The organism is Bradyrhizobium sp. USDA 4510 (assembly GCF_054059095.1).
Map to the genome: position 1 here is coordinate 1,616,941 of NZ_JBSSBT010000001.1, position 12,128 is coordinate 1,629,068.

The window sequence follows — 12,128 nt, forward strand, 5'->3', positions numbered from 1 at the left end:
TTCTCACAAATTGGCTCCGGTCCAAAGAGCACGGTTTCCATGTCAAGAACGGCGCGCGGGATTTACGCTTAGGATCGATCCATGGTCGCCAACAAAGCCTCAGCGTACTGCTCGGCGCCGGCCTTGACCCAGGCGTCGGTGACGGCGAAGGCCCAGGCGAGGCTAGCCAGAAGGTCAAAGATAACCGAGCCCAAGATCGCCGGATTAGCCGCCTCACGGAGCTGCATCACAAAGGGCCGAACGTCGCCAAGAGTGTCAGGCCAGGGCTCGATCTGAAGCCCGATAGCCGCCAGTGAGGCAAACAAGGCGATGACGGCGCCGAGAAGGCCAAAAGCCTTCATTCCTCGCATATTGCGCCGGAAGCCGTATTGAGCGTTTTCCTTGTCCACCAGCGCTGCCTTTCCGCGGACATGCTCTTTCAACCATTTGATCGCGGAAGCGTAGGCTGCATCAGCCGCCTCTGGATTCGAGCGCTCAGCGGTCGGAGAAGGCAGCACAAGATTGGGAGCGTGATGCCCGAGGTAACGGTGATACCGATCCCTCGTGTGGGGATCGAGCCGGCTCGCGTGACGCAGCAGATAGGTGGTCGGCCAACCACCCCATTCCTGCAGCACGCGCTGCTCGACCTGCTTCCCCCGGCTACGCGCGATTGAGCTCAGCCAGTACAACAGGCCGCATGATGTCGCGATCGTCAGCAATGTCGAGCCGATATGGGATGTCAGGAGCTCGGGAAACCAGGCGAGCGCCGTCGACAACGGCGCGAAGATCGTCAAGAGCGCGGGAAACAGCCGCGCCTGTCGGCTGTAGCTGTCGAAAAGGTTTTTGAAGTCCTCCATGTCGGCTCAGGCCTCTTGGTCTTCCGGATAAGCTACGGGAATGGCCGCCGACCAGCCCCGGTTCGGCGCTCCCTTGTGCGTCCGCTTTCCCTGGCCTTCTGTAGTAAGCACCTTTCCACCGCGATGGATCATCGCTCGGACAACCGACTTCCGTGGATGATCCGGGTCAGCGGCAGCGGAACTGATGATCGCAGTGAATGTGCTCGGCTGACCACTGGCGGGCAGACGTGGTCCCAGAAGCTCATCAAGAAGCTGTGTGGTTACATTGTGCCGACCGCCATGATGCGGCACCTGAAAGCGATCGATGCCGGGCAGGGCAAGCCCGATATAAGGCGCATAGTCGATCACCTCCCTTAGACCGGCGCGCCCGGTATCCCCCGTGAGCATGATGCGCTCGCCATTGAGCAGCGCATACTGAACCACACTCATCTCGTTCTCGGCGCTGGTGTCTGAGCCCGGAAAATATTCGTCGCCCCAAGCGGCACGCACCAGCGCCGTCGCCTGGCGTGCAGCATCGGCGATGAAGCTGGTAGCCTTCGCGAGCAGGCCACCCTCGGCGCCTTCAGGCGTCTTGTTCGACTCGACGACTAGGTCCTTGAAGCGAGCCGGCGTCGGCGCCATAACATGAAAGGCGCCGATGAGAGCGCCTTGGAACGGCTCATAGATCGGGATGCCGCGCCTCGTCGCAATATCCTCGAGCGTGGCGAGATTGCTGTAAGCAGAACGGAGGCGGCTGCGGAGACGATCGACATCGGTGTAGGTTGGAAAGCGCGGCAGCAATTCCTGGGCGTACATCCACGGCCGCAGCATCCAAAGAGCGCCGACATCGAAGCTCTCGAGCACGGACTGCAGCCCGCCGGCATGGTCGCCGTCATTGTGGGTGCAGACGACGTTGTCGATGAAGGACGGGTTGCCGTAATACTTGTTGATGTGGTCGACCACGGACTGGCCGGTCTTCTGATAGCCGCCGTCGACCACGTGGATGTAGGTCTCGTCGGCGAGCTCGTAGCGCAGGCAGATGGCGTCGCCGCTGTCTTTGGCTTCGACGTCCAAAAAATCGATCTCAAAAAAATCCGGCAAAGGAACCTCCGCGGCTAGGGACGGCCGGCAGCTGGACCAGCCGCCGCGCTGCGATGGGGAACTTTATAGGGTCTAACCGGTCGTCTTTTCTTGCTTTACGCAAAATTCTATGATCAAAATCGTGTTATGTGCACGAATCGAGGAGTCGCATGACCGCCCTTCTTCGCCTCCGGCTGCGCCGCGTGTTGCCGAGCTCTTTGATCCTTGATCTTGAGGATCGCATCAAAGCCGATGCGCTACACGCGCATGAGGTCGTCCGCGATGGCTTCGAAGGGCTGACGCCAGTGCGGGCTCGCGCCATCGAAGGGCAGGCCCGCTTCCGCATCTGCGAGCAGGGGTTCGAGGAAGTCTGCGCCGAACACGGCGGTCATCTGCTCGAAGGCGGCGTCATCCCGAAGACGGATTTGCGGGTGCACCAGCCGTTCATGCGCTTTGAGCATGAAGGGCAGGGAGTCATCTTGGCGCTGGCCAGCATGCCGGAGAGCGGCATGCTGCCGGCGAAGAACAAGTCACGCCTTGCGGGCGTGACGGTCAACTACGAGCTCTCGCTGCGGCTGGATTTCGACGGGAAGGGGCCGAAGATCGGCGACATCTTTGTCACCCTGTTGGTTGCCCGTGACCGTGAGCGCGCCGGCAAGATCGAAGAGATTGCGGTCGGCGTGATCGAGTCCAGCTACGAGGGATTCCTTTACTATGAGAGCGTAAACTCGTTCCTGGCGGGTGACGGCGATGTGGAACCCGATGCTCCGGCGCCGACGCCCATTGCGCCGCCGACGGTTGACCAACCGAAGGTTACGTTGAAGAAGGGTGTGAAACCGTTTGTGCCGCCTGAGGCACCCTCGGCCAACAATGAGGAGGGTGATGCCCAAGGCTGATTTCTCCTTAGGGCAAAGGCAACGTTCGACATTGGTGGATAAATGCGAGTAGGGACCCCCGGATTCGTGCCGGCGCGTCTGACCGAAATTCGGGCAGCGCGGCGGCTAACAAGTATGTCCGCGTTGGCACGACGTCTTGGCGTTAATTCGAGCAGCGTCACGCGCTGGGAAGACGGCACAAGCGCGCCGGACGTCGACGCCATGGCCGCGTTAACGGAGACGCTCCAGGTTCGCCGGGAATTTTTCCTTCGTCCAACCTACGAGAACGACCACGCTCTCTTCTACCGCTCGTTGTCCTCGACGCTGGTTCGCGACATCAATTACCAGGAGTCGCAGCTGCGATGGTTGCTGGAAATCAGTTCCATCCTGCAGCACTATGTCGACTTCCCGGCGGTCGATATTCCCGATGTGCTCGCTGGCGCAAGCTACAAGCAGCTGCGCGACGAAGATATCGAACGTATCGCGCTTGATCTGCGCGGACATTGGAAGATCGGCGAGGGACCATGCACGGATATGGTCGCTTTGCTGGAACGAATCGGGGTTGTCGTCGGCTCGATTGAAATGGGCACCGCCAAGCTTGATGGCGTTTGCACCTGGTCTGCGTCAGAGGGACGGCCGCATATACTCTTGGCGACCGACAAGATGTCATTTCCGCGCCGCCAGATGGATGCGGCCCACGAGCTAGCGCATGCCGTTCTACACAGGCACGTCTCTCCCGAAGAGCTACGCAAGGATCTCAAGCAGATCGAAGTGCAGGCTTTCCGTCTCGCAAGTGCCTTCTTGTTGCCGTCGACCACTTACCCACGCGAAGTAAAGCGGCCGTCGCTCGCTGTGCTGGAGACCTTGAAGGAGCGATGGCGCGTTTCCATCAAGGCGCAGATCAAACGGCTCAAAGATCTCGAACTTATTCCCGAAGGATATGACGTCGATCTGTACAAACTCTATTCCGCCAAAGGCTGGAATCGAGAAGAGCCACTTGATGGTGCCTGGCCACTTACAGAGCCTCGCATTCTCGCAAATGCTTTGAATCTCATTGCGGATGCGGGCGTTCGGACGAAGTCCGATTTGCTTGCGGTCGAATTCACGATGTCCGCCGGCGACATCGAAAATTTGGCTTCGTTGCCTCCCGGTTGGTTTTCTGCGCCTGCGGCTGAAGTTGTTCAACTTAAAGCGCCAGCTGACCGTGAAGCGCCCTTCGAGCGAGGGCAAGGCATCGTCGTCCCCTTTGCACGGAAGTAGATCTCAGCCGATCAATGAGTACACAGTCTCGCTAGCTCCATGCCGCGCTTCCATGCTCAACACTGCTTTTGTACCCCGTCGCTAACACCTTCGAGCTGTTCCGAAGCGACATAGTGTGCGGTTGTAACTCAATCACCGCCGTTTGCCTGGTTTTGGTCGTTCGTCTTGTGTCTCATCATCTGGGAGGACTAGATCGACATGACTAACGCCCAACGTGCTGGCGAGCTCAAATAGAGTGACGACAGTTGGATTGCGACGGCCACGCTCTAGGTCGCTAATATACTGTTGGGTGAATCCGGACACTTCGGCGAATTTCTCCTGCGTGAAGCGCTTCTGCTTCCGCAATCTTGCGAAATTCCGACCGACCAACTTGCGCATGTCCATCAGCGCAAATTGCGTCTTTACATACTATGAGGTTTATCTCCTATAGTATGTATTTCGACCATGCCTGCTGGTCGGCTAGTCTGCAATGAGGCTAAAATGAGACCTGCGGACAATCTCGGCCAACCAGGGAGGTTAGAATCATTCGCTGTTTGTTGGGATGCTTATGACAAAACCGCAACTGGATCCTGACGTCGCAGATGACGCGCCGAACGAGCCGGCGCTGACGGCTTACGACGAACAGCATGTCTTAACGTACGTTCGTCTTCTGCAGGCAGAGGGTGAGGGGGCGGACTGGCGCGAAGTTGCTCGAGTAGTCTTGCATATGGACCCAGAGCGAGAGCTGGATCGTGCGCGGCGCGCATATCAGAGTCATCTTGCACGCGCTAAATGGGTGACCGAGCAGGGACGGCTCTTACGCGGGTCCGGCTCAAGGTAGAAGAAAGTTGCCCGCCGGCGTCTTGCAGGCAGAACTATTTTCTTTCGCTTACCGGTGGTCATTCCGGTGCACCACGTGGTGCCAAACTAGGGGCTTCCTACAACCGCCTCGTTCATACCTATTGCACCGCAATCCTTGTTAGCGGCATGCAATGGGGCGGAAGCAATGCTTGAATTCGACTGGCGGTCGCCGGATTCCTACAAGAGCCTACAAGACGCGGAAGTCACCGACATCGCCTGGGAATGTCTTCGTCGTAACGCCGACTATCGGCGTGAGTACGAGGTGATGATTGCCAACAATCAGAACGGCGAAGTGACTGACGAATTCAGGAGGAAATGGGGTATCTGCTTTCGCCCATGACCCACAGAGGTCCTTCGACGAGCAGACGATCTTTTGGGCGCCGGAGGTTCTAGCGGCGGTCGTTCCGGTGACGGTTGCCTCGACGGCCGACCTCGTGTCGGCGTCTCAGCCACTGCTTGACCTTACAGCTGGCCAGGTGCGCCGCGCCGTCGACGGCTGGCATGCCGTGCTGCGCATCGGTTCCGCGGACCACCGCATTTGGTCCAAAGACGCGCCAGTGCTCGGCGCGTCATACGCGGCCGATCTGCCGTTTGGCGGTGATTTCGACGCGCGTGCGTATGCAGCCCGCCGGCTGTGGCGCGCGATCAATGGACGCGCGCCAGGGCCTGCATTTCATCACTTATCCAAACAGCGACGCGATCGCCTGAGCGCCGCGATCCGCGCGCTTGATGCGCATTGCGCGGGCGGCAGTTATCGCGTTATCGCCGAAGCGCTGTTCGGCAGAAAGCGAATCCCCGATCGTGCCTGGAAGACGCATGATCTGCGCAATCGAACAATCCGCTTGGTACAAGGAGGCCTCGCGTTGATGCGCGGTGGTTACCGCAAACTCCTGCGGCCCGGGCGCAAGGGCGAGTAGCACAGTTCCCAAGGGTGCCGAAAATCGCCCCCTCCATATTCGGCATCCCCCTCCGAGATCCTGCTCCTCCATGATGACCGCTCACACGCCGGCTTAGCCAAGCGTAGTGCGCTGTCCTCCTGGAGTTCTCAAATGTCCGATCCGATGGCCGGTCTTCCCCCGCGCTTCCTGCGTACACCGGAGGCCGCGCGCTATCTTGGCCTGTCCGGCCGCACGCTCGAGAAGCACCGCACCTATGGTACTGGACCGACGTATCGGAAGATCGGGGGACGTGTCGTCTACGCCGTCGATGACCTGAAAGCGTGGGCCGACCGCGGCGCCAAAACGTCGACGTCCGATCCCGGCAAGGGAACGGTGCTGCCGGCCAAGAAGCATCCCGCGCTGCGCCCGTATGCGGGCCAGGAACGTCGCTGATTGCCGCGTGAGAGCAGTAACCATGCGGCGCATACACCATTCCGAGCGCGACCAGCTTGAGCTATTTCGGGCGCTACCCGGCGATCTTGCACCCCGCGACGCGCAGGATCTGATGGCATATCCTTTCTTCTCGCTCGCAAAGACCAAGCGGATCGTGCCGATCGATTTCCGCGCCGGCGCGATCGCAATTCGTGTCGAAGCCGTGCCAGAGCACGGCATGGCGACCATCTGGGATGCAGACGTTCTGATCTGGGCTGCTTCCCAGATCGTCGAAGCGCGTGACGCTGGTCTCGAGACGTCGCGTCTGATGGCCGCAACGCCTTACGAGATTTTGACGTTTGTCGGCCGCGGCACCAGCGCACGTGACTATGACCGCCTGAAGGCTGGTCTTGACAGACTTCAGTCAACGACTGTGCTGACGTCGATCCGCCAAGCGACAGAACGGCGACGGTACCGCTTCTCCTGGATCAACGAATGGAAAGAGACGGCCGATGCAAATGGTCGCCCATTCGGGCTCGAGCTGATCCTGCCGGATTGGTTCTACGCGGGCGTCATCGATGACGCGCTCGTGCTGACGATTGATCGCGCCTATTTCGAGCTCACGGGCGGGCTTGAGCGATGGCTTTACCGCCTCGTTCGCAAGCACGGTGGACGCCAGGATGGCGGCTGGAGCTTTGACCTTGTGCACCTCCATGCCAAGTCCGGCATCCTCTCCCCGCTCAAGCACTTTGCTTACGACGTGCGTCAGATCGTCCAGCGCCAGACATTGCCCGGCTATCAGCTCGTGCTCACGCGCGACCGGAACGGCAGCGAGCGACTGAACTTCGCACCTGCGCCTGTTGATCCCTTAGCGGCACGATTGCGCCGCCGCGGTCTCATTCCAAATTCGGAGGACAACCTGTGAATCAACTCGTGCTATCGGGGACCGCAACCCTCGTGCTATCGGGGACCCGACCCTCGTGCTATCGGGGACCGGAATCGACCTTAAGAGCTTGTTTCTCTGCGCTTTCCAGCCGCTCTAACTTTACTAACAGGAAATCCTTCGGATTTCTTCTAACGGAGCAGGCCGAAAGCCGAGTTGGGGGCGCTCGGCAACGGCCGTCCGACAGTCCAGCCTGCCTTTGCAGGCCATACACACTCTCCACCGAGCCCCAAGCTCACGGCTACCAGCTCCAGCGTCAGGGAGCCGCCGCATGAGCGATCTCACGGAAGTGGAAGTGCTGTGGCTCGAGAAGCGTATCGAAAATCGCATTCGGTTCGGTCGTATCGTCAACGAACGGAAGCTTGATCGTCACCGGCGCGTCCTGTCATTTGCACCGGGCAGCATCTTTGCCTTCGTCCGTTGGACGTCGAACGACTTTGGGACGATCATTTCGCGCATCGACATCTTGCGCGCGGTCGCACCGGGACAGCGCTGCTCGACCGTGCCGTATGTGAAGCCCGGCGGAGAGATTTTACTGCGGCTCTCCGGTTGGCCGAAGGTCGAACGGGTACTGCAGACGATCGACGCCGTCGAGGCGCTCGGCATCGATCCGGCTGATGTTGCGCCTGATCATTGGCATCACGTTCATAACCGCCTGTCCGTCAACGAAAACCCGCGCCCGTATACGAAAGCGCGCCATCAGGCTTGGCTTCATCGCCAAAGGGTGATGCGATGAGGTGCCGCCTAATGATGCTGGCCGTGACGATTGGGCTCGCTGCCGCGCTCGTCGCTACGATCGTCCTGGAGCCGCTTCCGCTTTACATCTGGAACGCATCCGCGAGCGTGCCGATCGGTCTCTACCGCCTCCGACCGGCCGACCAATTCCAAGTCACTGAATTGGTCGCCGTGCAGCCGCCGGAGCAGCTCGCGACCTTTCTCGACCTTAACGGCTATTTGCCCATTGGCGTCCCCATGCTGAAGCGCGTGCTCGCCGTTCCGGGGCAGAGTGTTTGCAGAACCGGCCTCACGATTTCGGTCGACGACGTCGCGGTGGGCGAGGCGAAGGATCACGACAGTCGAGGCAGGCCGCTGCCGAAATGGCAGGGCTGCCGCGTCGTCGGCGACGGCGAGCTGTTTCTGATGAACTGGCAGTCGGACGACTCTCTTGATGGCCGGTATTTTGGATTTCTTCCGGCATCTAGCGTGATCGGCCGTGCGATGCCGGTGTGGACGTGGGAGGAGTGATCGTGCGTATTCGACGTATTCTCCTCGCCATTCCCTTGTTCGATCGATTGCGGGATCATTCCTCCGTCTCGATCGATGTTTGCAAGGCCGGCGCGTGCGCGAGAGAGTGCTTGGCTCAGTTGGGCACGCGCGTTTGTGCTGTCCTGCCGGTGCTGCTTCTTCTGACCGCGTCCGACAGCGCTGCTTTTGACCAGAACGCATCAGCCGGACGCCCGGCGATGAGTCAGACAGTTAAATCGTTTGAAGGCTTCATCAATGAAGCTTCACAACGCTTTGCGATTGCGCAGAACTGGATCCGATCAGTCCAAAGCATAGAGAGTTCTGGTGACGTGCATGCCAGATCGCCAAAAGGCGCAATGGGCCTGATGCAAATCATGCCGGCGACTTGGGCGGAACTTCGCGAGCGCTACAATCTCGGGAACGACCCCTACGATCCGCACGACAACATTCTGGCCGGCACGGCCTATCTGCGGGAACTGCTTGATCGGTATGGCTCGCCTGGCGTGTTTGCCGCGTACAACGCGGGACCATCTCGCTATGAAGAGCATCTCGCAGGCGGCCCTTTGCCAGACGAGACACGAGCATACGTCGCAAAGCTTGCAAATCTGCTTGCCATCGAACTGTCGCCGAGGTGGACGTCCAGCGGACAGTCAAAAGCGGCTGCGACATTGTTCGTTGGGCGACCCGATCTCATGAAAACGCGTGATCGGTTGCTGGAGATCACGCCGTCGAGCGGTGTCACGACCTCAATCTCGGCGCCCGATGTTTCGCACATGGTCCCCCGGCCTATTGGCGTGTTCGTTCGATCGGAGTCGGGAGTATCGCATTGACCAAGCGTGCGGGTTCTCAAGCCTTGGCGTGCTTCACCGTGCAAGTGGCACGTGCTGATGGCGTAGGGGCGATGCCTTCGGCCCGCGCTCTACTCGTCGCTACGCTCCTCACCGAGCCACCCTGCGGGTGTCTCGGCCCTTCGGGTGACGATCGCTATCGCAAGCGCTCGGAAGCAGTGGGGGCTTCGCGAGTTGGCTGCCAAGTCGCGGCGGCTCTTTCGGGAACCGGCGACCGGGAGACCACGACGGCAGGACGGCAAGATAAAGCGAACTGTCGTTCGCACCTTGCGGGCTCGGCAAGTGATTGTCTGCACATTGTCTTTGGCACCTTGCGAGGGCGATCTGACGGCGCTGTGCAATGTGCGCACGCTATCGCCTCAAGGAGATTCTCGTTTGCTTTCAAGTCCAGGATGGTTGCCGCGCGCAACGTGCAGCGGTGGCTTGCCCCGCCGTCTCTGCACTGCCGCACCCCATTCTGCGACGCTTTCCGATCGATGATTTTGAGGTCTTGCGCGGCGTGACTCCCGCGCCGATCGTCGCGTCATGGCGAGCGATGAGCACGACGATTTCCGCATCAGGCCGGGCCGCGCGCGCAACCGGGGCACGCGGGTCAACGCGCGCGATCTGCCCTTCCTGACCGAGGTGAAGATCGCCGTGCGCAAGGCCGGCGGCAACCCCAGGCAGATCGGCCGAGGCCCGGTATCGGCGGGCAGCCGGAACGGGCAGGGCAGCGGCCGTTTCAACGCGCGCGGCCGGGGCGCCAGGGTTTTGGCGTCCCTTCCTCGGGACGGCGGCGGCTGGCAGCGGGACTCCAGCGGTCGATTCCGCGCGCGGCGGGTCGTGGTCAAGGCGCGGGTAGTGAAGCTCAATCCGCAACGCGGTTCGCGCGGGCCGAAGATGCGCGGCGCGGCGAGCAGGGCGGCCGACGCGCATCTGCGCTACCTCGAGCGCGACGGGGTCAGCCGCGACGGCGAGAAGGGCCGCGCCTATTCAGCCATTGAGAACGACGCGGACAGCAAGGCGTTCATCGAACGCGGACGTACGGATCGCCACCAGTTCCGGTTCATTGTCGCGCCGGAGGATTCCATCGAGATGGCTGACCTGCGCGGTTTCACCCGCGACCTCATGCGGCAGATGGAGACTGATCTCGGTACCAGGCTGGACTGGATCGCCGTCGATCATCACAACACCGGCCATCCGCATACCCATGTCGTGGTGCGCGGGGTGCTCGATGATGGCCGCATTCTCAACATTGCCGGTGATTATATCGCTCATGGCGTCCGCCATCGGGCGAGTGAGCTAGTCACGCTCGAACTTGGTCCACAGACCGAGATCGAGCTTCAGAACAAGCTCCACAACGAGGTGCACGCCGAGCGCTGGACCCGGCTCGATAAGATGCTGGCCTCCGAGCAGCGCGACCATGGCGTCATCGATCTCAGGCCCGGCGAAGGGGCGAACTATCTTGTTCGCGAGAACCGCGCCAACCTGATCGGGCGCGTCCGCCAGCTTGAGCGGTACGGCCTCGCCAGCGCGACCGAGCCGGGGCGCTGGACGCTCTCGGACAAGGCCGAGCGGACCTTGCGGGAGCTCGGCGAGCGCGGCGACATCATCAAGACCATGCATCGGGCGCTCGCCGGGCACGGCGTCGCCGACGAGCGCGGGCCCAGCCAGTACGTCACCCACGGCCAGCGGATCGCCGAGCCCGTCGTCGGCCGGGTGCTGGCCAAGGGACTGGCGGGCGACGAGATGAGCGACCGGCTGCATCTCGTCATTGATGGCGTGGACGGGCGCACCCACTATGTCGAGACGGCGGACCCGGCTAAGCTCGACGAGATCAAGCGCGGCCACATCGTCGCGCTCGAGCCGGTGCCAAGCAATGCGGAGCCGCGGGCCGCGGACCTCAACATCCGCGACATGGCGGCGATGAATGACGGCCTCTACCGGCCGAGCGAGCATCTGGAGGCCGCGCGCCCGGAGATCGAACGCTTCAAGGGCGACCCGGACGCGTTCATCCGCGCCCACGTCCGCCGTCTCGAAGCCCTGCGCCGCGCCGGCCATGTCGAGCGCATCGACGCCGACCACTGGAAAATCCCCCACGACATCGCCGAACGCGGCATCGCGTATGACGCCCCCGGCCGGTCGAGGGACTTTGCCATTCGCACGCTTTCGACCCTCGATCTTGAACGCCAGATCGGCAGCGACGGCGCGACCTGGCTCGACCGGGAACTGGCCTCGCCCAACCGGATGCCGCTCTCGGAGGCGGGCTTCGGGCGGGACGTCACGAACGCGATGGAGCGTCGTCGCCAGGCCCTGGTCGATCAGGGGCACGCAACCCGGCTCGACGACGGCCGCGTTCGCGCGCCGAAGGACCTCGTCGCCCGCCTTGAGGCGACCGAGATCAGTCGCGTCGGGAAGCAGATGGCGGACGAGCGCGGGCTGACTTACCTGCCGAGCAAGCCGGGCGAGTTCGTCGCCGGTAAGCTTGCGGGCGTTGCTACGCTGGCCAGCGGGCGCTTTGCCATGATCGACGATGGCCTCGCCTTCCAGCTCGTGCCCTGGCAGCCTGTGCTCGACAAGCGCATCGGCCAGGACATCAGCGGTGTGATGCGCGACAGCGGTGGCATCGAATGGGGGGTCGGTCGGAAACGTGGGCTTGGGCTGTGAGCTGGACCCCCTTTGCCAGCCGTCGGCCGTCCTCCGACAGGCGGAGCGTGGACGAGGGGGTGGCAACTTGGGCACGGTGGCTAGATCGCTCACCCGCGGCGTCTGGCAGCGAGAGCATTGGATCTGGAGCCGCGGACAAATGATGACCTAATCGATTGACGGCGAGGGAGAGGCCGGCGCTCATCAGCCCCCCATCTTTTTGTTCCAAATTCCGGGGCCGCGAGATCATCGGCCTCGCGGATCACTGCCTCGCCGGCGGCGGGCTT

General features: G+C 61.6%; 14 protein-coding genes. 11 read left to right on the top strand and 3 right to left on the bottom strand.

Annotated features, from left to right (window positions below; translation table 11 throughout):
• Window positions 1-68: 68 nt before the first annotated feature.
• Both ACVMDN_RS07155 and ACVMDN_RS07160 read right to left on the bottom strand, forming a co-directional pair.
• Window positions 69-836 carry a hypothetical protein gene (locus ACVMDN_RS07155; protein WP_456835415.1) on the bottom strand — a complete coding sequence of 256 codons (768 nt, stop codon included), beginning with the start codon at window positions 834-836 and terminating at the stop codon, window positions 69-71.
• A gap of 6 nt (window positions 837-842) precedes the next feature.
• Window positions 843-1,916 carry a ComEC/Rec2 family competence protein gene (locus tag ACVMDN_RS07160; RefSeq protein ID WP_456835414.1) on the bottom strand — a complete coding sequence of 358 codons (1,074 nt, stop codon included), beginning with the start codon at window positions 1,914-1,916 and terminating at the stop codon, window positions 843-845.
• 149 nt (window positions 1,917-2,065) lie between these two features.
• Here ACVMDN_RS07160 and ACVMDN_RS07165 point away from each other — a divergent pair, with 149 nt between their 5' ends.
• Both ACVMDN_RS07165 and ACVMDN_RS07170 read left to right on the top strand, forming a co-directional pair.
• Entirely contained in the window at window positions 2,066-2,791 is a 726-nt protein-coding gene (locus ACVMDN_RS07165) for a hypothetical protein (protein ID WP_183231793.1), read from the top strand.
• Window positions 2,792-2,833: 42 nt separating this feature from the next.
• The gene (locus ACVMDN_RS07170; RefSeq protein WP_456835413.1) at window positions 2,834-4,030 is read left to right on the top strand and encodes an XRE family transcriptional regulator; all 1,197 of its coding nucleotides are present in this window, start codon (window positions 2,834-2,836) and stop codon (window positions 4,028-4,030) included.
• Between the two features lie 132 nt (window positions 4,031-4,162).
• On the opposite strand, the gene ACVMDN_RS07175 is transcribed toward ACVMDN_RS07170, so the two are convergent.
• Window positions 4,163-4,414: a helix-turn-helix domain-containing protein gene (locus tag ACVMDN_RS07175; protein WP_456835412.1), complete on the bottom strand. Its 252-nt coding sequence runs from the start codon at window positions 4,412-4,414 to the stop codon at window positions 4,163-4,165.
• Window positions 4,415-4,577: 163 nt separating this feature from the next.
• Between ACVMDN_RS07175 and ACVMDN_RS07180 the strand changes: the two genes are divergently transcribed.
• The 9 genes from ACVMDN_RS07180 to ACVMDN_RS07220 all read left to right on the top strand — a co-directional run bounded on the left by ACVMDN_RS07180 (window position 4,578) and on the right by ACVMDN_RS07220 (window position 11,862).
• Entirely contained in the window at window positions 4,578-4,850 is a 273-nt protein-coding gene (locus ACVMDN_RS07180; protein ID WP_456835411.1) for a DUF2285 domain-containing protein, read from the top strand.
• A gap of 165 nt (window positions 4,851-5,015) precedes the next feature.
• Entirely contained in the window at window positions 5,016-5,210 is a 195-nt protein-coding gene (locus ACVMDN_RS07185) for a transcriptional regulator domain-containing protein (RefSeq protein WP_456835410.1), read from the top strand.
• Between the two features lie 67 nt (window positions 5,211-5,277).
• Window positions 5,278-5,787 (top strand): DUF2285 domain-containing protein, encoded by a 510-nt coding sequence (locus ACVMDN_RS07190; RefSeq protein WP_456835409.1) that lies wholly within the window; start codon window positions 5,278-5,280, stop codon window positions 5,785-5,787.
• 132 nt (window positions 5,788-5,919) lie between these two features.
• Window positions 5,920-6,201: a helix-turn-helix transcriptional regulator gene (locus tag ACVMDN_RS07195; protein WP_128921270.1), complete on the top strand. Its 282-nt coding sequence runs from the start codon at window positions 5,920-5,922 to the stop codon at window positions 6,199-6,201.
• Between the two features lie 22 nt (window positions 6,202-6,223).
• Window positions 6,224-7,105 (top strand): replication initiator protein A, encoded by an 882-nt coding sequence (locus ACVMDN_RS07200; RefSeq protein ID WP_456835408.1) that lies wholly within the window; start codon window positions 6,224-6,226, stop codon window positions 7,103-7,105.
• 289 nt (window positions 7,106-7,394) lie between these two features.
• On the top strand, window positions 7,395-7,859 hold the full coding sequence (locus ACVMDN_RS07205) for a DUF2840 domain-containing protein (protein ID WP_456835407.1): 465 nt from the start codon (window positions 7,395-7,397) through the stop codon (window positions 7,857-7,859).
• Window positions 7,856-8,368: a S26 family signal peptidase gene (locus tag ACVMDN_RS07210; RefSeq protein ID WP_456835406.1), complete on the top strand. Its 513-nt coding sequence runs from the start codon at window positions 7,856-7,858 to the stop codon at window positions 8,366-8,368. The genes ACVMDN_RS07205 and ACVMDN_RS07210 overlap by 4 nt, the downstream gene beginning before the upstream one ends.
• Before the next feature lie 2 nt (window positions 8,369-8,370).
• Window positions 8,371-9,198, top strand: a complete 828-nt coding sequence (locus ACVMDN_RS07215) for a lytic transglycosylase domain-containing protein (protein WP_456835405.1) — start codon at window positions 8,371-8,373, stop codon at window positions 9,196-9,198.
• A gap of 543 nt (window positions 9,199-9,741) precedes the next feature.
• A complete protein-coding gene (locus tag ACVMDN_RS07220; protein WP_456835404.1) occupies window positions 9,742-11,862 on the top strand; it encodes a DUF3363 domain-containing protein in 2,121 nt (706 codons plus the stop codon).
• The last annotated feature ends 266 nt before the right edge of the window (window positions 11,863-12,128 follow it).

Coding starts and splice junctions, on each gene's coding strand:
- ACVMDN_RS07175 (WP_456835412.1), bottom strand. CDS start 4,414: ATGGACATGCGCAAGTTGGTCGGTCGGAATTTCGCAAGATTGCGGAAG.
- ACVMDN_RS07210 (WP_456835406.1), top strand. CDS start 7,856: ATGAGGTGCCGCCTAATGATGCTGGCCGTGACGATTGGGCTCGCTGCC.
- ACVMDN_RS07155 (WP_456835415.1), bottom strand. CDS start 836: ATGGAGGACTTCAAAAACCTTTTCGACAGCTACAGCCGACAGGCGCGG.
- ACVMDN_RS07200 (WP_456835408.1), top strand. CDS start 6,224: ATGCGGCGCATACACCATTCCGAGCGCGACCAGCTTGAGCTATTTCGG.
- ACVMDN_RS07185 (WP_456835410.1), top strand. CDS start 5,016: ATGCTTGAATTCGACTGGCGGTCGCCGGATTCCTACAAGAGCCTACAA.
- ACVMDN_RS07165 (WP_183231793.1), top strand. CDS start 2,066: ATGACCGCCCTTCTTCGCCTCCGGCTGCGCCGCGTGTTGCCGAGCTCT.
- ACVMDN_RS07170 (WP_456835413.1), top strand. CDS start 2,834: ATGCGAGTAGGGACCCCCGGATTCGTGCCGGCGCGTCTGACCGAAATT.
- ACVMDN_RS07205 (WP_456835407.1), top strand. CDS start 7,395: ATGAGCGATCTCACGGAAGTGGAAGTGCTGTGGCTCGAGAAGCGTATC.
- ACVMDN_RS07195 (WP_128921270.1), top strand. CDS start 5,920: ATGTCCGATCCGATGGCCGGTCTTCCCCCGCGCTTCCTGCGTACACCG.
- ACVMDN_RS07220 (WP_456835404.1), top strand. CDS start 9,742: ATGGCGAGCGATGAGCACGACGATTTCCGCATCAGGCCGGGCCGCGCG.
- ACVMDN_RS07180 (WP_456835411.1), top strand. CDS start 4,578: ATGACAAAACCGCAACTGGATCCTGACGTCGCAGATGACGCGCCGAAC.